This window comes from Roseibium sp., from assembly GCF_039982295.1.
Taxonomy (GTDB): domain Bacteria; phylum Pseudomonadota; class Alphaproteobacteria; order Rhizobiales; family Stappiaceae; genus Roseibium.
The window spans coordinates 104,204-124,337 of record NZ_JBDWYP010000045.1 but is presented as its reverse complement, the minus strand read 5'-3'; the positions used below and the strand labels follow the sequence as shown (position 1 = coordinate 124,337).

Here is a 20,134-nt window from a genome sequence, read left to right as displayed (position 1 = left end):
CTCGTCAAGAATCAGGAGAGTGTGCCGGTTGCAACCATCATGGACAAGTCCAACTGCGCCGGTTGGAGCCTGTAAACGGCTTAAGGAGTGGCTCCGCCCTGTTCGCCGAGGTCATCGCCCTCCGACGCCCAGTCACCCCGCCCTGCATTGCGCCTGCGCCGTCGCACACCGCCAGCCATGCGTCTAAGGGAACTGGCGATCCTGTCCGCCTTTTCCAGACGCTGCAACCAGCTTTCACCCTGGTCGAGTTCCTTGTCCAGCCGTGCCATGGTGCGCGGCATCCCCTCGTCATCCTCGTCAAGCCAGGTGTCAACGACACGTGCAAACGCAACAGCGAGACCCTGTGTGACAAAACGACCTTTCAACGCGGGGATTTCGATACCGGCGGCAACCAGCATCCATTTTTGAGACCGGACGGCAACGGAATTGAATTCCAGCGCCAGGCCCGGGTCCTTGCGCACGGCCTGATAAAGCGCACGTAGGGCATCCTTGTAGGGCGCAAGCTGATCGATGCGGGTCATCAGCACATCAAAGAGACGGTCCCTGGCCGGTTGATCGGCCATATCCTCATCCTGATCATCCAGAACGGCCTTGTCGATCTGCTCCGCAAAGGCTTCCACAAGCGCGCGTTTGGAGGAAAAACACGTCCGCAACTCCGAAAGCTTCACATCCGCTTCGCGTGCAAGCAAAGGCAGGCTGACATCCTCGTAGGGATGAGAGGCCAACAACTTCAAAAACGTCTTGAGAATTTTCTGCTGCGTCTTCGCGTTTGCCATGATGGATCTCCAAACTCCGGAAGTCGTTACGCAGAAGGAAGATAGGCAGATCAATACGCAGGGGGAAGGGTGACCTTCCGACACAGTCTGGAAGACCACCTTGAGAAAGCGCGTTAGCTGGCCAATTCTCTGGCCCTGCGAGCAGCGGCAGCCACTGCGCGCGTCATCAACGGCTGCAATCCATCCGGAGCCATAAGCACGTCGAGCGCAGCGGCTGTGGTTCCGTTTGGAGACGTCACATTCTTGCGCAGGGTTGACGGCACATCATCCGACTGGTGCATCAACTCCCCGGCGCCTGTAACAGTCGCATCGGCCAGCTCTCTCGCCAGCTCTTCCGGCAACCCCAATTCGCGCCCGGCTTCAGCCAGACACTCGGCCAGCCAGAATACATAGGCGGGGCCGGATCCACTGACGGCTGTCACCTGATCGATCTGGTCCTCATGTTCAAGCCAGACCACCTTGCCAACCGCGCCGAGCAGCGATGCAATTGTCTCTTTCTGAACTGAGGACACGCCCGCGTTCGGATAAACCGCCGTGATGCCGCGTCCGACCATCGCCGGCGTGTTCGGCATGGCCCGTGCGACGGGCACCTGGCCAAATGCGGCTTCGAACCTGGCAATCGGCGTACCGGCAGCAACCGAGAGGATCAGCGTGTCAGGAAGCACCGCGGGCGCGACGCCCGGCAAAACCACATCCATCATCTGCGGCTTGACGGCAACAAGCACGATCGACGGACTGAGATCTGCAGGTGTCTCTGAGACGTGCCGAATACCATGCGTCTCGAGCAGAGATACCATTTCGGGAGCCGGTCCCGGATCGCACACAACGATAGTTGACGGATCGACCCCATCGGCCATCCAGCCGGACAACATGGCACCACCCATCCGTCCCGCGCCAACGAGAAGGAACGGACGCTCTTTACTGAAAATCATGCTTCGCCTGCAGTCTCGAACAATGCCGTCGCAACGGCTTCCGTGGCGCTTTTACCCGCCCAGACCACGAACTGAAAGGCCTGGTAATACCGTTCACAGCTGTCGAGCGCATTTGCGAGCATCGCTTCAATCTGAGGCGGTGTGGCGTCCGCGCCACCGGCCAGCAGCAACGACTGACGGAACATCACCACGCCTTCCTGATTCCAAAGGTCGAAATGTCCCATCCAGAGCTGCTCGTTCGCGAGTGCCAGAAGTCTGACAACTTCGGTCTTTCTTGGCTCAATGACCTTGAGATCGAAGGCACATGCCAAATGCAGTGCTTCGACCTCCTCCATCCAGGAGAAGGAAATGTGGTAGTCGCACCATGTCCCACCCACCGAGATCGTGATCTCATCCTCGGCAGATCGCTCGAACATCCAGTCGTTCAGGGCGGCAACGGTTTCAATGGTGTCGACGGGATTGTCAGGTCGCTCGAATTCGAACTCTATGAGGCTCATCGTCCTCTCCCTTCTCGGTCCCGGAGCGAATGATACCGCAGGTGCGTAATATCCCAGCCGCCGGGCTTGTCCCAAGCTTTTTCGAAACGACTGCCACGTTGGGCGGGCTACATACCGTTCCGACGAATCCATATTATGATTCAGTATAGAATCAAGAAGGACTTAAGAGATACGGTCAGACTGTCGTGACGTCACCGAAACTTGTGGACGGTGAAGCTTCAAAACGCAAAAAGCCCGCAGAAAATTGCGGGCTCATGTCTTTGTGCTCTGCAAAATTTAGTTAGGTGTCACTTGCCTTAGGCGCCGACTTCGTGGCGGTTTTGGCTCTCGAAGCAGGCTTTTTCTCAAGAGCCTCAAGGCGCGCTTCAAGCTCCTCGACCTTGTCGAGCGCACGAACGGCAATTTCCTTGACGGCCTCGTGCTCATCGCGGGAAACGAGGTCCATATCGGACAAGAACCGCTCCGCCTGCGCCCGAAAGGCTGTTTCGACCTCGCGGCGCGCGCCCTGGGCGACACCTGCAGCATCGGTCATCAACTTGGCGAAATCGTCAAACATGCGATTGGGGCCCTGGGTCATGGCGAACTCCTGAAGTACCAAAGATCCTCTCACACACCTATGAGGGATTGCCCTGAACTTCAAGGACACTTCTTCGTCAAACTTGCAAGGCAGACAGAGACCGGCACTGCGCGCCCGGAGCGACTTGACGCGGACCGTGCGAATGGGACAGCGTGGCGCCGACCCGCCGGATCGAGTTTTACGGCGCTGGAACCCTGCACTCAAAGCTGCCGAAAACGCAGCCGCCCGGAGACATTTGGCCGATGCCACTTCTTGTCCTGCCCTTCCCGGCCATCGACCCGGTCCTGTTCCAGATCGGGCCTCTCGCGCTGCGCTGGTACGCGCTGGCCTACATTGTCGGCATCCTTCTGGCCTGGCGCTACATGCGACAGCTCGCTCTGAACGACAGGCTTTGGGGCAACAGCCCGCGTCCCACACCGCTGGATCTGGATGACTTCGTTGTCTGGGGAACATTCGGCATCATTCTGGGCGGTCGCCTCGGATATGTGCTGTTCTATAACCCCGCTTATTACCTCGCCAATCCGGCCGAAGCCCTGGCTGTCTGGACCGGCGGCATGTCGTTCCACGGCGGTTTCGCAGGCACAGTGATCGCCATGATCCTCTTCGCCTGGCGCAAAAATCTCTCGATCTGGCGCTTGTTCGACCTCGCAGGAACTGCGGCCCCCATAGGGCTTTTCTTTGGACGGATCGCCAATTTCATCAATGCCGAACTCTGGGGCCGGCCTGCCGATGTGCCCTGGGCCTTCGTCTTCCCCGGCGCGGGCCCTGAACCGAGACACCCGAGCCAGCTTTATGAAGCCGCCCTTGAGGGCATCATTCTATTCATCGTGATCCGCGTTCTTACCCACCGCTTCCAGATGCTTCAGCGTCCGGGGTTTGTTGCCGGTGCCTTTGCGTTTGGCTACGGCATCGCCCGCTGCATCGCGGAACTCTATCGTGTGCCCGACGCCCACATCGGTTACCTCTCCAGCTTTGTCACGATGGGCATGATACTGTCTCTGCCGATGATCCTGGTCGGTACCGCAGTCATGATCTGGTCTTTGCGAAAGACGTCCGTGTCGGCATGACGACAAGTGACCTGAAAACCCGGATCAAGCAGCGCATCGCCGCACAGGGGCCGATAACAATCGCCGATTACATGGCGACCTGCCTCGGCGACCCGCAAGCAGGCTACTACACCACCAGACAGGTTTTCGGACGCGGGGGCGATTTCACCACCGCCCCCGAAGTGAGCCAGATGTTTGGCGAGCTGATCGGCGCCTTCTGTCTTCAAGTGTGGGAACGCATGGGGTCACCCAAATCGTTCCAGCTGGTGGAGCTTGGCCCGGGCCGGGGTACCTTGATGTCAGACCTTTTGCGAACCGCAGCCCTGCGGCCGGCGTTTCTTGAGGCGGCAGAACTGACCCTCGTCGAGATAAGCCCCAAACTCCGCAAGCAACAAGCGAAGAAGCTTGAAACAAGTGGCCTGCAACCGCGTTTTGCAGAACGTCTGGATCAAGTGGAAAGCGGACCGTTGATTCTCGTTGCAAATGAGTTTTTCGACGCCCTTCCGATCCATCAGTTCATCAAGACTGCCAGCGGCTGGATGGAACGGTTGGTAGGATTGGATGATGCCGGCGACCTGTGTTTTGGCATTGGCACGGCCCGCCTCACTGACCGTGACTTGCCTAAATCTGCGGACACCGCGCCGGACGGCTCAATTCTTGAGACACAGCCCGCCGCAAATGCGGTGGCTGAGGAGGTCGGAGCACGCATCGCGAAACATGGTGGCTGCGCCCTGTTTGTTGACTACGGCTATCTAGAGGCTGCCCCGGGTGACACGCTTCAGGCCCTGTACAAGCATAGCTATGACGACGTGTTCGCGCGCCCGGGCGAAGCGGACCTTACGGCCCATGTAAACTTTGGCGCGCTCGCAGCTGCAGCCACCAGAGCCGGCGCTGTCGCTTTTCCCCCACTGGAGCAAGGCGAGTTCCTGCTCCGTCTTGGCCTTCTCGAACGTGCGGGCGCGCTTGGGGCGGGAAAATCCCATCTTCAGCAGGAGGGCATTCGCGATGCAGTCGAACGCCTTGCAGCTCCAAACCAGATGGGTCAACTTTTCAAGGTTCTGGCCCTCAGCAACACACCGGCACAACTGTCACCGTTTGATGAGCCTTCAGGGAGATAAGCAGTGATCCAGTCTGACGATCTGAGCAGCGCCGGCTTCCGGCACGGATTCTTTACCCGAAACGGCGGTGTATCTTCGGGCATATACGACAGCCTAAACATCGGCCTTGGGTCGGACGACGATCGCGAAAAGGTACTCGAAAATCGCAATCGAGTCGCTTCGAGGCTTGATGTCGAGGCCGACCGGCTTGTGACACCACATCAAATACACTCCCCGAATGTCATAACGGTTCATGGCCCTTGGGCGGCGGATGTCGATCGAAAAGCCGATGCACTGGTTACGAACCAGCACGGCCTTGCCATCGGCATCGCCACGGCAGATTGCGGGCCCGTACTCTTTGCCGATACGCAGGCAGGTGTTATCGGCGCAGCCCATTCAGGTTGGAAAGGCGCGGTCGGCGGCATCCTTGAGAACACCCTCACGGCCATGGAGCAACTCGGCTCCAAGCGTTCGAACGTGATTGCCGTGCTCGGGCCGACGATTTCCCAGAACGCCTATGAGGTCGGGCCGGAATTCCGCGACAGGTTTATCGCCGAAAAGGCAACCAGTGCGCGCTATTTCATCCCCTCCGAAAAGCCAGACCATCATATGTTCGACCTTCCGGGCTTCATTGTTGACCGGCTGAGCGATGCCGGTGTTGGCACTGTTCAAGACCTCGGCCTGTGCACCTACGCGGACGAGGACAGCTTCTATTCCTACCGGCGCACCACCCATCGCGGCGAGCCGGATTACGGCCGACTGATCTCTGCAATCGTGCTGACGGGAGACTGACATTGGCTCTGCATTTCACATCGGACGAATATGCCGCGCGCATGAACAGACTGACGGCACGCATGGCAGAGGAAAAGCTCGACGCCATGCTGCTGTTTGCGCAAGAGAGCATGTATTGGCTGACCGGTTACGACACCTTCGGCTTTTGCTTCTTTCAGTGCCTGGTCGTGACCGCAGATGGCAGGAAGCTTCTTCTGACCCGGTCTGCAGACCAACGTCAGGCCCGCCATACGTCGAACCTGTCCGACATTCGCATCTGGATGGACAGGGGCGAGGCCAACCCGGTCAGCCAGCTGAAGGAACTTCTGTTTGAGATGGATCTGCTGGGTGCCAGGATCGGTGTTGAATATGACACCCAGGGGATGACCGGCGCCATCGGCCTCGAACTGAACGAACAGCTCACGAGCTTCGCCGATCTAAAGGACAGCTCGCCTCTCATACCAATGTTGCGAGCGGTAAAGAGCCCCGAGGAGATTGCCTATGCGCGCCAGGCCGCGGATTTAGCTGACCGCGCTTTTGGCGCCGCCATGGAAGAAATTCGACCAGGTGCAGACGAAGGCCGAATTCTTGCGGCCATGCAGGGTGCCATTTTCGAAGGCGGCGGCGACTATCCCGGCAACGAGTTCGTCATCGGCTCTGGCCGCGATGCCCTTTTGTGCCGCTACAAGTCCGGGCGCAGGACACTGGACACCGACGATCAGATCACGCTCGAGTGGGCAGGCAGCTATCGCCACTACCACGCGGCCCTCATGCGCACGGTCATCGTCGGCAGGCCGACCAGCCGCCACGAAGAGATGTATGCCGCCACCCGCGATGCACTGACGGCAGTGGAGGAAAAGCTGCGGCCCGGCAACACCTTCGGCGATCTCTTTGACGCCCATTCTTCTGCCATGGACCGCCACGACATGATGGCCCACCGACTCAACGCCTGCGGCTACTCCCTTGGCGCAAGATTCACCCCGAGCTGGATGGATCCGCCAATGGCGTTCAAGGACAATCCTGCGGTCATCGAGCCTAACATGGTCATCTTCCAGCACATGATCCTGATGGATTCGGTGACAGAAACGGCAATGACGCTCGGGCGCACCTACCTGACCACAGAGGGCGAACCGGAAAGCCTTTCCAGCCTGCCACTCGACCTGCCGGTCAAGTCGGGCTAAACCTTGTCCAAACAGTTGTCTGAACAGTCGATTCTGATCGTCAAAATGAATTGTCCGTTCAACCAGCCCGAAGCATGCCAATCATGAGCCGATGCATATGCCGATAGTAAATTTCTGCCGATGGTCCCTCGCCGCTGTCGTTGCACTTGGCCTCGCAGCCTGTCAGGCCACTCCTGAACCCAGCGGATCTGTCGGGATACCCGCACCGATCGCACAGGCGCCCGGAATTACGCCCAAAACCGAGGCAGGCAAGACCACCTTCGCCTTTGAACCTTTCACCGGCGCACCGGGCAACATCGCTGATGACCTGTCGAAGTCCATCGGCACCGAGGCAAGCCGGCAGGGTCTCATTCTCGTACGCCGTGTCGGCGCGCCAGCCACCTATCGGGTGAACGGATATCTGTCCGCGACAGGCCAGACCTCGACAGCCACGGTCTTTTACGTCTTTGACATCGTCGACAATGGCGGGCGCAGACTGAAAAGAATCTCAGGCACTGAAACTATTTCCGGCACCAGCGGAGACCCCTGGGAAGCGGTCAATTCGGACACGCTTGAGCGAATTGCCAACCGCTCAGTGGTAGAAATGGTGGCCTGGCTCAACCGTCAGTGACCTCTTCGCCAGCGAAATACCGCTGGGCCGTTAATTAAATTCAAAAAAGGGCGAAAACTGCATATACGTCCGGTTGTCGGATGCCCGAGCGATTGTTACAACGCCGCCGCCTGCTAAGGGCTGCCGGGCGAGCAGATCGTCGGCACCATTCGATACAGGACCCTATTCCGGAACGCTCGCGCAGCTGCAGGACTGCAAGAACGGCTCCGATGTCGCACCAGAAGGACTGGCGGCCAATGAAAATCGTCGCGGGCAATTCCAATCGCGCCCTGGCTGAAGAGATCTCGAAATATCTGGACGTCCCCTTGGCAAAATGCCTGGTTCGCCGGTTTGCAGATCAGGAAATCTTCGTCGAGATCCAGGAAAACGTGCGCGGTGAAGACGTCTTCATCGTTCAGCCGACCAGCTACCCGGCCAACGACCACCTGATGGAACTGCTCATCATCATTGATGCGTTGCGCAGATCCTCAGCCCGCCGCATCACAGCGGTGCTGCCTTACTTCGGCTACGCCCGCCAGGACCGCCGGGCATCAGGTCGAACACCCATCTCCGCCAAGCTCGTTGCCAATCTGATCACCGAAGCTGGCGCCGACCGAATTTTGACCCTCGATCTCCATGCCGGTCAGATCCAGGGCTTCTTCGACATTCCCACTGACAACCTTTTTGCCGCGCCGGTAATGACCCGCGACATCAAGGAGCGCTATGCGACCGACAACGTCATGGTGGTCTCGCCTGATGTGGGCGGCGTGGTTCGCGCCCGTGCGCTCGCCAAGCGCATCGAAGCGCCTCTTTCCATCGTCGACAAGCGCCGTGACAAGCCTGGAGAATCCGAAGTCATGAACATCATCGGTGATGTCGATGGCTTCGACTGTATCTTGGTGGATGACATCGTTGACAGCGGCGGCACGCTTTGCAACGCAGCCGACGCGCTGCTCGCGCAGGGCGCCAAGTCCGTTACCGCCTACATCACGCACGGTGTTCTGTCGGGCGGGGCTGTTGCACGTGTCTCGTCTTCCCGGCTCAAGGAACTGGTGATCACCAACTCCATTGAACCAACTGCGGCAATCACCGCAGCATCGAACATACGCGCTATCTCGATTGCGCCGCTTCTTGGCGAAGCGATCAATCGCACCGCGCTCGAAAAGTCTGTTTCAAGCCTGTTTGTCTGATCAGGCTGATAAGTTGACGCGAAAAGCCGGCCCACAAGTCGGCTTTTTTGGCTTTTACCGGTTCTCCGGCAAATGAATATCGCCAGAGACCGCGCACTCGCTTGCACCTTGCCCGGGTTTCGACTATAGCAACGGCGCGCCTGCACCCCTGGAGGAGGCGCATTTGGGCCGATTCCGGATTTGAAGCATCTCGCAGACGATACGCCGGCCCTTTTCTATACATCCGAAGGAGTTTTGCCATGGCTGCCAGCTATGAGCTGAAGGCGTCGGCACGGGACCGGGTGGGCAAGGGGGCTGCACGGTCACTGCGTCGCGAAGGCCTTCTACCTGCCGTAATCTACGGTGACAAACAACCTGCACTGCCGATCACCATTCCGATGAAGGAAACCACACTGACCCTGCACAAGGGCGGCTTCCTGACACACATCGGTACCGTTGAAGTTGACGGCAAGAAGCATCAGGTTATTGCCAAGGACTATCAGCTGCATCCGGTTCGCGACGAACTGATGCACGTCGATTTCCTGCGCGTATCCGCAAACACCTCGCTGACCGTTGATATCCCGGTTGTCTTCATCAACGAAGAAACCTGCCCGGGCCTCAAGCGCGGCGGCATGCTGAACGTTGTTCGCCACACTGTGGAAATGATCGTTCCTGCCAACGCCATCCCGGAATCCCTGGTCTTCGATCTGGCCAAAGCGGATCTCGGCGACGCCTTGCATATTTCGGCAACCACCCTGCCGAAGGGCGCACAGCCGACGATCACCGACCGTGACTTCACGGTTGCCACGATCGCAGCACCGGGCGGTGCTCAGGACGAAGAAGAAGCGTCCGAAGAAGAAGCAACCGAAGAGTAATCTTCCGGTCTCGAGGGGCGATCCCCATTCGCCCCTCGATCATCACGCCGCAACAGGCGTTCAACTGTTGACCCCAGGCATGTTTTCCGCAGACGCAATGCCCCGCGCCAGGCCCTTGACGGCAGGCGCCGCCTCGGCAACAACTGGCCTCCAAATTCAACGCTAGGACACTCCCATGCGGCTGATCGTGGGCCTCGGTAACCCGGGCGCGAAATACAATCACAACCGGCACAACATCGGCTTCATGGCTCTGGACGAGATCCACCGCCAGAACTCGTCATTCAGCCCATGGCGCTCCCGCTTTCAGGGCCAGGTCTCCGAGGGACGCCTTGGCTCGGAAAAGGTCCTGCTGCTCAAGCCATCGACCTATATGAACGAATCTGGCCGTGCGGTCGGAGAAGCCATCCGTTTTTTCAAGATTGAGCCGCAGGACATTGTGGTGATCTACGACGAACTGGATCTGCCTCCGGCAAAATTCCGCATGAAGACGGGCGGCGGCCATGGTGGCCACAATGGCCTGCGATCCATTTCCGCCCATATCGGCCAGGACTATCGTCGCCTAAGGCTCGGGATCGGCCATCCCGGCGACAAGAAACTCGTCTCGAACTATGTGCTCGGCGACTTCTCGAAAGCCGACAATGACTGGCTTGAGCCCCTTCTGCGCGAGATCGCCGATCACTGCCCGTTGCTTGCGGAAGGCAAGGACAGTCAGTTCGCGAACAAATTGACGCTTGCGCTGGAGCCGGAAAAGGCGCGCCGCGCCGATGATGCCGGCAAAAAAGCGCCGGCCCGCAAGACCGGTACACCGAAGAGCGACGCAAAGCCGAAGGCGCAGAGCCACATTCGTCAGGCCCGCAAGGCAAAGACACCCGACATTCCGACATCCGGCCCAATGGCCGACATGCTGAAAAAGCTTCTTGGTGGCGGTGACAAGGGCTGACCTTTGAAAGGGCTGAGCAGAAGATGATGAAACGCTGTCTCGTTCTGCCCGTCACCATCGTGCTTTACACCCTGTCGACCCTTTCCGTTGGAGCCAATCAGTCAATGTCCGATGCCGCGTTCCTTCGCAACCTCTGGAACGAACAGTCCGTCACAGCCAACGACCTGTCGCCGTCGTTTCTCAGGGCCGTTCCGCTTGAACAGCTTCAAGAGCTTTCACGGCAGCTCAAGGCAGACTATGGCGAAGCTGCATCCGTGGCCCGAGGTAAAAATGTTGGTGAATTCAAGCTGCTAACGGCTACCCACGACGTCTTGATCGCAATGGGTCGAGGCAGCGATGGCACCGTCACGAGTCTTCTAATCAAGCAGATCCAGGTACGTGCCTCGCCGAGGGAGTTGCTGTCCAGGCTGCCGGACTTCGGTCATGACCACGGCCATTTGTTGCTGCGAAACGGCAAAGTGATCTCACAAGCGTCGCCACAGGCCGACTTGGCGATCGGTTCGGGGTTCAAGATCTTTGTCCTTAAGCAACTGGAAGACGCCATAAATGCCGGGCTGACGAACTGGGACACCATCCTGACCCTGCGCCGCCACCACAAGTCTCTACCAAGCGGAACGCTTCAGAACTGGCCGGACGGACACAGGCTCACCGTCGAAACCGCGGCGCTTTTGATGATTTCACAATCGGACAACACCGCAACAGATCTTGTCATGGATCATCTGACTGATTTGCCATCGCACCGGACAGGCGGCAACAAGGCGCGCCTGTCCACACGCCAGTTCTTCCAGTTGAAAGCCGATCCGATCCTCGCCGCCGAGTTCTCAAGCGCAAGCGAAGAGACACGCCGTGAGCTGCTGGAAAGGCTCAGCAAGGCGGAGCTTCCTTCTGTTGATGCCGTCTCGCGCCCCTATCAGCCGGGTGTCGAATGGTATGCCAGCCCGGAAGATTTGTGCGCAGCCCTCGATCGCATCGCCCACCTTCCCGCCGTGACCGCAAATCCCGGTGTTGCCTTGGAAGACGACTGGCACAGCGTCGCGTTCAAGGGCGGAAGCGAGATCGGCGTTCTCAATCACACCTATGTTCTGGATCAAGCAGACGGGACCAGATGGTGTTTCTCGGCCAGCTGGAACCAGAGTGAGCCGCTGGATGAAACAGCCATTCATGCTGCCTTGGGTACCCTGCTCGCTCGCCTGCCGGAACTTGCCGAGTGACGAAGCTCTTCAACGACGAAGCAAGCGCACTGCTCAACCAAAAGGCGCAGCAGGCGCGAACGCGCGTCACAAGTTCGACACGGGCTTGCTTCATCCTTTCCTTCCGTGTTTTGACAAGATCGGGGAGGATTTCAAATGCGCTCAACGTCCACCTTTACCGCTGTGCTGGCGTCTCTGTTTGCGGCTTTGCCAACGGGAGCCAATGCCTTTGAGAAGCTCGAGGGCTACTTCATCGCGCAGAAGGCTTGCGAGGCCTATCAATCCAAGAACAAGCAGACCAATCCTGGAAACCTGAAGACCACGCCATCCATGGCCTATGAAATGATCGGCATCAACAAGGCCGGTGGCGACTACTTTCATGTCCGAATTGACGACGCTCCCGTAACCGAAGCTCGTTGGGTCAGCACCACCTGCGGTGTCCACGTGATCCGCGCGGGCACAATCACCGTTGAGCCGACCGACCCGACCGGACCTTTCACGCCGCCGGCAGGCGAGGAATCCCTCGACAACCTGCTGACGCTCAGCTGGCAGCCCGCCTTTTGCGAAATCCGCCCGGGCAAATCCGAGTGCGTGGACCTGAACAACGGTCTTTTGCCGCACACCTCGCGTCAGCTTTCGATCCATGGCCTATGGCCGCAGCCAAAGGGCAACGACTATTGCGGCGTGCCCGCCAGCGTGAAGCGTCTCGACAACCCCGACACCTGGCACCTGCTGCCAGCGCCAGAGATCGATGCCGACACTGCCGAAGATCTCGCGGTCGCCATGCCGGGCTTTGCCAGCCATCTGCACCATCACGAGTGGATCAAACACGGTACCTGCTTCTTCGGCGCGGACGGAGCAGACGAATACTATGACGATACGTTGCATCTGACCGATCTCGTCAATGCCTCTGGCGTTGCGGACTTGCTCGCGGCAAATGTCGGCGAACAGATGGAAAGCAGCGACATCCGAGCAGCCTTTGATCAGGCCTTCGGTGCTGGAACGGGAGAGCGTATCTTGATCAAATGCACATCGGACCGGGGCCGGGTTCTGATAAACGAGCTCTGGATCAGCCTCAAAGGCGAAATTTCCCCAAGCGCAGATCTGGGAGAGTTGATGCTTGCCGCCGCACCAACCAGCATGGGCTGCAGCCGGGGCATCATAGATCCGGCCGGTGATCAGTAGACTTATACGACCAGAGAATGATCCGCCGGCGACAGTGCGACTTTCTGCCGTCGGAACAGTTCAATTGCAGACCAAGATTCCGCAGGGGATGAAAAAGATCTGATAAACTTCTTCCGCTTGCACGGTTCTATTGCTTGCGATATCCAGCGCCAGAACTATTCTCTGCGTCAGCTCAAGAAATGACGTCAGCACAATTAGATTTCGACGGATCAATATTGGCTCGTTGAGTGCACGAAGGAAGTCTCATGGACAGTACAATCGATCAGATCGGGGTCTATACCCCTCTCCTCATCAACGTCGCCAAGGCGCTTGTCGTCCTGATTATCGGCTGGATTCTCTCCGGCTTCATCAGTTCGATGATCCGCAAGCGGGTCAACGCAAGCCCGCGTATCGACGACACGCTCGGCTCGTTCGCTGCCTCGATCGTGAAGTGGCTGATCCTGCTGATCACCCTCATCGCAGTGCTTCAGCTCTTCGGCATTCAGGCAACAAGCCTCGTCGCAATCCTCGGCGCGGCATCCCTGGCCATCGGCCTCGCCCTCCAGGGAACACTGAGCAATCTGGCCGCCGGCGTCATGCTGATCCTGTTCCGTCCCTACAAGCTGGGTCAATATGTAGACATTGACGGCACCTCGGGAACGGTCAAGGATATCAACCTCTTCGTGACCGAGCTGTCGACCCCGGACAACGTCCAGATCATCCTTCCCAACGGCAAGGCCTGGGGTGCGATCATCTCGAACTACTCGACCCACCCGACACGCCGCGTCGATTTCACCTTCGGCATCGACTATTCCGATGACATCGACAAGGCGATGGGCATCATCTTGAAACTGGCCGAGGCCGACGAGCGCGTTCATGCCGACCCTGCCCCGTGGGTCAAGGTGACCAATCTCGGCGACAGCTCCGTGGATCTTGGCGTACGCCTGTGGTGCACGGCTGCCGACTACTGGGACGTGAAGTTCGACATGACCAAGAAGGTCAAGGAAGCCTTTGACGACGGCGGGGTTTCGATCCCATACCCGCATCAGGTGGAAATTCAGAAAAAGGCGAACTGACGCGCCTTTTGCTCAAGTTTGGAAGACTGCCTCAAGGCAGTCTTCCTGCTTTCGGCCTCAGCATCTCTTGACCTTGCCACGCCCATCCGGCACATAGCGGCAACGTTACAAGCACCACAACCGAAAGCGATCTCTCATGGGTTTCCAGTGCGGCATTGTCGGACTGCCCAATGTCGGCAAGTCCACACTCTTCAACGCGCTCACAAAGACCGCAGCTGCACAGGCGGCAAACTATCCTTTCTGCACGATCGAACCGAACACCGGTGAAGTGGCCGTTCCCGATCCGCGGCTCGATGCGATCCGCGAAGTCGCCGGCTCCAAGGAAGTGATCCCGACCCGCATCACCTTCGTCGACATCGCCGGTCTTGTCCGCGGCGCGTCCAAGGGAGAAGGCCTGGGCAACCAGTTCCTGGCCAACATCCGCGAAGTCGACGCCATCGCACACGTTCTGCGCTGCTTTGAAGACGACGACATCACCCATGTCGAGGGTACCATTGATCCGATCGCCGATGCCGACACCGTCGAGACAGAGCTGATGGTCGCAGACATGGAAAGCCTTGAGCGCCGGGTTGCTCCGCTGAAGAAAAAGGCGACCACCGGCGACAAGGAAGCCAAGGCGACTGTGCCGATCATGGAAGCGGCTCTCGCTCTGCTTCAGGAAGGCAAGCCTGTTCGCACGCTGCAGCTGGATGATCCGGAAGAAAAGAAGATCCTGGAGGGTCTCAACCTTTTGACATCCAAGCCTGTTCTCTACGTCTGCAACGTCGAGGAAGCATCAGCTGGCACCGGCAACTCCCTCTCCGCCAAGGTTGAGGAAAAAGCCAAGGCCGAAGGCGCTGCGTCCGTCGTGATCTCGGCGGCCATCGAAGCTGAAATCTCTCAGCTGGACAAGGAAGAACAGGAAGAGTTCCTGGAGACCATCGGTTTGGAAGAGCCTGGTCTCGACCGCCTGATCCGCACCGGCTACGAGTTGCTCGGCCTGATCACCTATTTCACCGCGGGTCCAAAGGAAACACGTGCCTGGACGATCACCGAGGGAACCAAAGCTCCCGGCGCTGCTGGCGTAATCCATACAGACTTTGAACGTGGTTTCATCCGCGCGCAGACCATCGCCTATGACGATTACGTCTCTCTCGGCGGTGAAACGGCGGCCAAGGAAGCCGGCAAGGCCCGTGACGAAGGTAAGGAATACATCGTCAAGGACGGCGACATCCTGCTCTTCAAGTTCAACACGTAGAACGTGGATGCTGCGGGCTTCTGATGAGGCCCGCGGCGCGCCAAAGCTATTTGAGAGCGCTGGCACCTTGCCAATTGAGGCGCAGACCCGCCGTCAGGTCTTCTTTCCAGGCGACTTGCCCGCGCACCGGACGTTCGAAACCTTCGATATAGACAAGAAGGTCATCTGGAAGGCGGCCTAAGCCTGATCCTTCAACACGGCAGCCTGAGCGACTTGCATCGGTGATCATGCAGGAGATTTCGATCGTGCGTGCCAGATCTCTGATCCGGGCGGCTACGGTCACGGGATAGCGCGGCTCGCCCCGCTTCTCCATGGAGGGTGACATCTCCCGTTGGAAAAGGACCGTCACATAGTCCGCCTTGTGGCCAGTCACCTTGCCCCGTTGAAACTCATCTTCTTCTTCCAGTTTCAGTGCAATATTCTTGTTCAGGGCTCCAAGCCCATCCCCGACGAGCTTGCAACCCCAGTCGCTGAAGTTGACAGCTTTCGTTTCCACGCATTTGAGGCTGTCCAGATCCAATGCGAGAACAGGAATTGCATTTCCCAGTTCTTCGTCACTTGTTCGACGCGCAGTCAATTGCTCGGTAAACATCGAAACCTCGTCAAATAGCAAAAATAATCCATGTAAATATTATCTGGCTTTTGTGAAAAAATACTTAGTTTCGCATAACCTTTCCGAAGCTCGACCAGAGCCCTCGAAGCACGAGGAGCAGCTCGCGCGTTGCAAAGAAAAAGACGCAAAACAATAGCAGCGCCATTGTCCAAACACGCTTATTGTCACTTTCATTGAGGAATCACGTTTCGGCCGGTTGGAGACTTCGCAGGTGACATTCGATCAAATTGCGCTTTTCACTCTTTTCGGGTTGCTCTTCACGCTCCTGATCTGGGGCCGCATCCGGTACGACCTGCTCGCCTTTTCCGCCCTTGTCATCGCGACGGTGCTCGGCCTGGTCCCCACCGACAGTGTTTTTTCCGGTTTCGGCCACCCCGCAGTCGTCATCATCGCACTGGTTTTGATTGTCTCGCGCGGATTGATGAATTCCGGCGCCGTCGAACTCGTTGCCGGGTACCTCCTGTCGAGCTCGGCAGGCCTGTCCCGGCACATCGGCGTCATGTCGGTGATTGGCGCGGGCCTTTCGGCAATCATCAACAATGTTGCCGCCCTCGCGCTCTTGATGCCGCTTGATATTGAAGCCGCCCGGAAGGCCGGCAGGGCAGTCGGCCTCTCCCTCATGCCCCTTTCCTTTGCCACCATCCTGGGCGGCATGATCACATTGATCGGCACCCCGCCGAACATCGTCGTTGCCCAGTACCGTCAGGACGCGCTTGGCGACCCCTTCTCCATGTTTTCCTTTGCACCGGTTGGTCTGACGGTCGCTGTCACCGGCGTTCTCTTCGTCACGCTCATCGGCTGGCGGCTTTTGCCCTCACGTATCGCGCAGATGCCGGAAGACGATGACCCGGCCTCAAGCCTTTACATTGCCGAGTTGAGGGTCGGCGAGATGGCGAAGGACAGCGAAGTGACCGTCAACGACCTCTATCCGATGGCGGACGAGAAGGACATCAACATTCTGGGTCTGATCCGCCACGGACGGCGGCTGCGCGGTTTCGCCCGCCGCGAAAAGATCATGCCGGGCGACTTCCTGATCGTTGAAGGCGAACCGAAAGGCATCGAAGCTTTCATGGGGGCTGCCAAGCTGGATTTTGCAGGCTCGGAAAAGCACAAGCCAGGCATCACCGGCGGCAGTCTATCCCTGCGCGAAGCGATCGTTCCCGACAATGCCCGCATTGCCCATGAAAGCGCCTTCAACCTCAGCCTGCTCCATCGCCACGGCGTCACGCTTCTCGGCCTGTCCCGTCAGGGCCGCCGTGTCCATGCTCGTGTCCGTCACCAGAAGGTCGAGCCAGGAGATGTGCTTCTCCTGCTCGGATCAAGCGAACGTCTTGAAGCTGCAATCAACTGGCTTGGCGTCCTGCCGCTCGAAGGCAAAAGAACCGATGTGGTCCAACGCAACAAGGCTGCGCTGGCCATTGGCGCATTCGCTCTCGCCATCGCCGCAGCCGTATCAGGTCTTGTCTATCTTCCGGTCGCCCTGGCTGCCTGTGTCATCGTCTATGGCGTCGCGGGTCTGATCAGCGGCACGGAGGTTTATGAAGCGGTGGAATGGAAAGTCATTGTGCTGCTCGGGTCTCTGATACCCCTCGGACAGGCCTTTGAAGCCTCGGGAAGCGCCCAGCTGATCGCGTCAAGCATCGTGGTCCTGACCGAGGGGTATCCAGTCTGGGTCGCCCTCGCGGTGCTCATGGCCGTCACCATGACCCTTTCCGACTTCCTGAACAACGTCGCAACATGCCTGATTGCGGCCCCTATCGGGCTTCAGATCGCCAGGGCGCTCGAAGTCAGCCCGGACCCATTCCTCATGGGTGTTGCCGTTGCCGGATCATGCGCCTTCCTCACGCCCATTGGCCACAAGAACAACACGATCATCATGGGACCCGGTGGCTATCGCTTTGGCGACTACTGGCGCATGGGCCTGCCCCTGGAAGTGCTTGTCCTTCTGGTCTCGGTGCCTGCCATCCTGATCTTCTGGCCGCTTTAGGCGGGATTTGCCGCGCCATCGAGTTTCAGAGCCATGCTGCACCCCATGCATAAAAACAACCAAAGTCAGCATTAAGATGATCTGCGATTAAAACTGCTGTGCTTTGCGCTCGGTACGGGCAGCAGTGATCACCCGCGCTTACCTTGCAAGGGAGATGGACCGTCTACCTGACAGCACAGCTGTTTCTACGCCCATTCTCCCAGTGCCTCTGGCATCCGGGTTCAATTTGGTGATGATGCGCGAGGGTCAGAACGGGGAGACAAATGATGGCGACCGAGCACAAGAGCAAAGCAAAACGCATCCTCTTTACCGGCGGCTCCGGCAAGGCCGGACGACACGTCGTGCCCTATCTCCTCGAAAAGGGCCACAGGGTCGTGAACGTCGATCTCACTCCACTGGACCATCCGGGCGTCGACAACCTCACAGCCGACATCACCCAGTCGGGCGAGATGTTCAACGTCATGACCAGCTACGCCAATTTCGATGAGCTGGAACCGGGTCATGGTGTACCGGCTTTCGACGCTGTCGTGCATTTCGCAGCTGTGCCGCGCATTTTGATCCACCCGGACAACAAGACCTTCGCGGTCAATACGGTCGGCACCTACAATGTCATTGAGGCCGCCGTGAAGCTTGGCATCCGCAAGATCATCATCGCCTCTTCGGAGACCACCTACGGCGTCTGCTTTGCCGACGGTGTTGCAGATCCGGAAGTGCTGCCGGTCGAGGAAGATTATGACGTCAACCCGATGGACAGTTACGGCCTCTCGAAGGTGGTCAACGAACAGACGGCGCGCGCTTTCCAGCGCCGCTCGGACTTCGACATCTATGCCCTGCGCATCGGCAATGTGATCGAGCCACATGAGTATGATCGCTTCCCGGACTTCTTCGCAAACCCGGAACAACGACGCCGCAACATTTTTTGCTACATAGATGCAAGGGATCTGGGCCAAATCGTCGACCTGTGCCTTGCCAGGGACGGCCTCGGCTATCAGATCTTCAACGCCGGCAACGACACAAATTCCGTCGACATTCCCAACACCGAAATCCTGTCACGCTTCTTCCCCGGCGTGCCTGTCAGCCGCGAACTTGGCGAGAACGAAGCGCTGTTTTCAAACCGAAAAATCAGGGAAGTGCTCGGCTTCAGCGAGAACCACAACTGGCGCAAACACGTCACGACATAAGGAAACGCAGAACGGCCGAACAAAGGTCCGGCCGACCCGCTATTCGTTCAAGTCGGCTCAGGCTGGTTTGACGCCGTGAACCAGCATCGTCATGCCCGGGATCATCACGCTCACCTCGATACCCTCGAAACCCGCAGCCTCCATGAGATCCTTCACATAGCTTGATGTGATCGAGCGGGCCTTCGGATTGAACGCAGTGTGCTGAAGCTGCCAGAGGGCAGCCAGCTTCGGCCCTTCCCTGTCTTCATCCACCATGAAGTCATGGACAACGAAGCGGCCACCAGGTGTCAGTGTTTCCTTGGCCTTGCGGACGAGACCGCCAATCGCATCACCAGGCACGCCGGAAAAGAGATAAGACATCAACACGACATCCGCCTGCTCGGGCCATTGATCTTCCAGGGCGTTTCCCGGCTGATATGTGATGCGTCCGGCCAGACCGGCTTCTGCAATGAACCCCTCGCCGACAGCAGCCACATTGGGAAAATCAAGAATGGTGGACTTAAGCTCCGGATAGGCCTTGCACAGTGAAATGGAAAAAGCGCCGGTGCCACCGCCCACATCCAGCAACGACCTCGCCTTTGAAAGATCCACGATCTTTGAAAGCGCACGACCTGGTCCCAGAGATCCGGCGTGCTGGGACTTGGAATAAAGCCGGGCCTGCTCAGGGTCTTCGAACCACTCCGCATAGGAGGACACCTGATCCTCCTTCAACGAGCCCGTCAGGGCATCATTCAGCTGGGTCAGAAACGGATACATCTGCTTGTCGATCTGAAAACGCAGATAGTCACCAAAGTCATACTTGCGGCCCTTCACGAGGAAACCCTCGGCCGCAGGAGAATTGGCAAATCCCTCGCCATCTCGCCGAACCAGCCCCAGGACCGTCAGGGCGGTAAGGAGCGTTGTAATGCGATCGACCTCCAGCCCGGTGCGAACCGCAAGCTCTTCAGCGGTCAGTGTTTGTTCCGACAGTGCAGAAAAAAGATCAACATGGAGAGCCGCGAACAGGGCTTTGGACCCCATAAAGGCAAAGGCAATGTCGGAGATGGCTTCCGCCGTTTCGAGCGGCGTAACAGCTGACATGAAAAAGAACTCCCGGAAAAAGATTGGACAGAAAATCCCGTTTGGAAAAACGGAACCATAGACCCCGCCATCATAGGCCGTGCCTTGCCGCAGTGCAAAATTGACAGGATGAAGGCATGAAGCACTGGCGATCGAGCCAGTCGTTTCAAACCCGAA

Annotated in this window: 20 protein-coding genes; 14 read left to right on the top strand and 6 right to left on the bottom strand. The window is 58.3% G+C overall.

The features are described 5' to 3' along the window. Nucleotides 1–80 precede the first annotated feature (80 nt). The 4 genes from ABJZ52_RS08925 to ABJZ52_RS08910 form a co-directional block, all read right to left on the bottom strand. Complete coding sequence (locus ABJZ52_RS08925) at nucleotides 81–776, bottom strand: TetR/AcrR family transcriptional regulator (RefSeq protein ID WP_348185583.1); 696 nt, start codon at nucleotides 774–776, stop codon at nucleotides 81–83. Between the two features lie 113 nt (nucleotides 777–889). Next, a complete protein-coding gene (gene proC / locus ABJZ52_RS08920; RefSeq protein WP_348185580.1) occupies nucleotides 890–1,708 on the bottom strand; it encodes a pyrroline-5-carboxylate reductase in 819 nt (272 codons plus the stop codon). Next, nucleotides 1,705–2,205 carry a YbjN domain-containing protein gene (locus tag ABJZ52_RS08915; RefSeq protein ID WP_348185578.1) on the bottom strand — a complete coding sequence of 167 codons (501 nt, stop codon included), beginning with the start codon at nucleotides 2,203–2,205 and terminating at the stop codon, nucleotides 1,705–1,707. The genes proC and ABJZ52_RS08915 overlap by 4 nt, the downstream gene beginning before the upstream one ends. 280 nt (nucleotides 2,206–2,485) lie before the next feature. Continuing rightward, the gene (locus ABJZ52_RS08910) at nucleotides 2,486–2,782 is read right to left on the bottom strand and encodes an accessory factor UbiK family protein (protein WP_348185575.1); all 297 of its coding nucleotides are present in this window, start codon (nucleotides 2,780–2,782) and stop codon (nucleotides 2,486–2,488) included. Nucleotides 2,783–3,024: 242 nt separating this feature from the next. On the opposite strand from ABJZ52_RS08910, the gene lgt reads away from it, so the two are divergent. From lgt to ychF, 12 genes are all read left to right on the top strand, one after another. Beyond that, nucleotides 3,025–3,849, top strand: coding sequence for a prolipoprotein diacylglyceryl transferase (lgt, locus tag ABJZ52_RS08905; protein ID WP_348185572.1), 825 nt, complete (start codon nucleotides 3,025–3,027; stop codon nucleotides 3,847–3,849). Continuing rightward, on the top strand, nucleotides 3,846–4,946 hold the full coding sequence (locus tag ABJZ52_RS08900; protein ID WP_348185569.1) for a class I SAM-dependent methyltransferase: 1,101 nt from the start codon (nucleotides 3,846–3,848) through the stop codon (nucleotides 4,944–4,946). Before lgt ends, ABJZ52_RS08900 begins: the two co-directional genes overlap by 4 nt. 3 nt (nucleotides 4,947–4,949) lie before the next feature. Then, nucleotides 4,950–5,717: a peptidoglycan editing factor PgeF gene (pgeF, locus tag ABJZ52_RS08895; protein ID WP_348185567.1), complete on the top strand. Its 768-nt coding sequence runs from the start codon at nucleotides 4,950–4,952 to the stop codon at nucleotides 5,715–5,717. A gap of 2 nt (nucleotides 5,718–5,719) precedes the next feature. Then, the gene (locus ABJZ52_RS08890; protein ID WP_348185564.1) at nucleotides 5,720–6,877 is read left to right on the top strand and encodes a Xaa-Pro peptidase family protein; all 1,158 of its coding nucleotides are present in this window, start codon (nucleotides 5,720–5,722) and stop codon (nucleotides 6,875–6,877) included. 97 nt (nucleotides 6,878–6,974) lie between these two features. Further along, on the top strand, nucleotides 6,975–7,487 hold the full coding sequence (locus tag ABJZ52_RS08885) for a hypothetical protein (RefSeq protein ID WP_348185562.1): 513 nt from the start codon (nucleotides 6,975–6,977) through the stop codon (nucleotides 7,485–7,487). Nucleotides 7,488–7,723: 236 nt separating this feature from the next. Beyond that, nucleotides 7,724–8,656: a ribose-phosphate pyrophosphokinase gene (locus ABJZ52_RS08880; RefSeq protein WP_153768063.1), complete on the top strand. Its 933-nt coding sequence runs from the start codon at nucleotides 7,724–7,726 to the stop codon at nucleotides 8,654–8,656. Nucleotides 8,657–8,895: 239 nt separating this feature from the next. Beyond that, nucleotides 8,896–9,510, top strand: a complete 615-nt coding sequence (locus tag ABJZ52_RS08875) for a 50S ribosomal protein L25/general stress protein Ctc (RefSeq protein WP_348185559.1) — start codon at nucleotides 8,896–8,898, stop codon at nucleotides 9,508–9,510. Between the two features lie 175 nt (nucleotides 9,511–9,685). Then, nucleotides 9,686–10,450 (top strand): aminoacyl-tRNA hydrolase, encoded by a 765-nt coding sequence (pth, locus tag ABJZ52_RS08870; protein WP_348185556.1) that lies wholly within the window; start codon nucleotides 9,686–9,688, stop codon nucleotides 10,448–10,450. Between the two features lie 23 nt (nucleotides 10,451–10,473). Further along, nucleotides 10,474–11,661, top strand: a complete 1,188-nt coding sequence (locus ABJZ52_RS08865; RefSeq protein WP_348399425.1) for a serine hydrolase — start codon at nucleotides 10,474–10,476, stop codon at nucleotides 11,659–11,661. A 135-nt stretch (nucleotides 11,662–11,796) separates the two neighbouring features. Then, nucleotides 11,797–12,825 carry a ribonuclease T gene (locus tag ABJZ52_RS08860; RefSeq protein WP_348185552.1) on the top strand — a complete coding sequence of 343 codons (1,029 nt, stop codon included), beginning with the start codon at nucleotides 11,797–11,799 and terminating at the stop codon, nucleotides 12,823–12,825. A 245-nt stretch (nucleotides 12,826–13,070) separates the two neighbouring features. Continuing rightward, nucleotides 13,071–13,880, top strand: coding sequence for a mechanosensitive ion channel domain-containing protein (locus ABJZ52_RS08855; RefSeq protein ID WP_348185549.1), 810 nt, complete (start codon nucleotides 13,071–13,073; stop codon nucleotides 13,878–13,880). 136 nt (nucleotides 13,881–14,016) lie between these two features. Continuing rightward, nucleotides 14,017–15,117 (top strand): redox-regulated ATPase YchF, encoded by a 1,101-nt coding sequence (gene ychF, locus ABJZ52_RS08850; RefSeq protein ID WP_348185547.1) that lies wholly within the window; start codon nucleotides 14,017–14,019, stop codon nucleotides 15,115–15,117. Nucleotides 15,118–15,163: 46 nt separating this feature from the next. On the opposite strand, the gene ABJZ52_RS08845 is transcribed toward ychF, so the two are convergent. Continuing rightward, nucleotides 15,164–15,709, bottom strand: coding sequence for a PilZ domain-containing protein (locus ABJZ52_RS08845; protein WP_348185544.1), 546 nt, complete (start codon nucleotides 15,707–15,709; stop codon nucleotides 15,164–15,166). Between the two features lie 232 nt (nucleotides 15,710–15,941). On the opposite strand from ABJZ52_RS08845, the gene ABJZ52_RS08840 reads away from it, so the two are divergent. Next, a complete protein-coding gene (locus tag ABJZ52_RS08840; protein WP_348185541.1) occupies nucleotides 15,942–17,717 on the top strand; it encodes an SLC13 family permease in 1,776 nt (591 codons plus the stop codon). Between the two features lie 263 nt (nucleotides 17,718–17,980). Continuing rightward, nucleotides 17,981–18,898, top strand: coding sequence for an NAD(P)-dependent oxidoreductase (locus ABJZ52_RS08835; protein WP_348185539.1), 918 nt, complete (start codon nucleotides 17,981–17,983; stop codon nucleotides 18,896–18,898). A gap of 57 nt (nucleotides 18,899–18,955) precedes the next feature. On the opposite strand, the gene ABJZ52_RS08830 is transcribed toward ABJZ52_RS08835, so the two are convergent. After that, complete coding sequence (locus tag ABJZ52_RS08830) at nucleotides 18,956–19,978, bottom strand: methyltransferase (RefSeq protein ID WP_348185537.1); 1,023 nt, start codon at nucleotides 19,976–19,978, stop codon at nucleotides 18,956–18,958. Nucleotides 19,979–20,134: the final 156 nt, after the last annotated feature.

Bases quoted from the DNA above. Each gene is read 5' to 3' on its own strand.
- ychF (WP_348185547.1), top strand. From the start codon at position 14,017: ATGGGTTTCCAGTGCGGCATTGTCGGACTGCCCAATGTCGGCAAGTCC.
- ABJZ52_RS08900 (WP_348185569.1), top strand. From the start codon at position 3,846: ATGACGACAAGTGACCTGAAAACCCGGATCAAGCAGCGCATCGCCGCA.
- ABJZ52_RS08925 (WP_348185583.1), bottom strand. From the start codon at position 776: ATGGCAAACGCGAAGACGCAGCAGAAAATTCTCAAGACGTTTTTGAAG.
- ABJZ52_RS08915 (WP_348185578.1), bottom strand. From the start codon at position 2,205: ATGAGCCTCATAGAGTTCGAATTCGAGCGACCTGACAATCCCGTCGAC.
- ABJZ52_RS08860 (WP_348185552.1), top strand. From the start codon at position 11,797: ATGCGCTCAACGTCCACCTTTACCGCTGTGCTGGCGTCTCTGTTTGCG.
- lgt (WP_348185572.1), top strand. From the start codon at position 3,025: ATGCCACTTCTTGTCCTGCCCTTCCCGGCCATCGACCCGGTCCTGTTC.
- proC (WP_348185580.1), bottom strand. From the start codon at position 1,708: ATGATTTTCAGTAAAGAGCGTCCGTTCCTTCTCGTTGGCGCGGGACGG.
- ABJZ52_RS08875 (WP_348185559.1), top strand. From the start codon at position 8,896: ATGGCTGCCAGCTATGAGCTGAAGGCGTCGGCACGGGACCGGGTGGGC.
- ABJZ52_RS08885 (WP_348185562.1), top strand. From the start codon at position 6,975: ATGCCGATAGTAAATTTCTGCCGATGGTCCCTCGCCGCTGTCGTTGCA.
- ABJZ52_RS08910 (WP_348185575.1), bottom strand. From the start codon at position 2,782: ATGACCCAGGGCCCCAATCGCATGTTTGACGATTTCGCCAAGTTGATG.
- ABJZ52_RS08835 (WP_348185539.1), top strand. From the start codon at position 17,981: ATGATGGCGACCGAGCACAAGAGCAAAGCAAAACGCATCCTCTTTACC.
- ABJZ52_RS08865 (WP_348399425.1), top strand. From the start codon at position 10,474: ATGATGAAACGCTGTCTCGTTCTGCCCGTCACCATCGTGCTTTACACC.
- ABJZ52_RS08830 (WP_348185537.1), bottom strand. From the start codon at position 19,978: ATGTCAGCTGTTACGCCGCTCGAAACGGCGGAAGCCATCTCCGACATT.
- pth (WP_348185556.1), top strand. From the start codon at position 9,686: ATGCGGCTGATCGTGGGCCTCGGTAACCCGGGCGCGAAATACAATCAC.
- ABJZ52_RS08880 (WP_153768063.1), top strand. From the start codon at position 7,724: ATGAAAATCGTCGCGGGCAATTCCAATCGCGCCCTGGCTGAAGAGATC.
- ABJZ52_RS08855 (WP_348185549.1), top strand. From the start codon at position 13,071: ATGGACAGTACAATCGATCAGATCGGGGTCTATACCCCTCTCCTCATC.
- ABJZ52_RS08845 (WP_348185544.1), bottom strand. From the start codon at position 15,709: ATGTTTACCGAGCAATTGACTGCGCGTCGAACAAGTGACGAAGAACTG.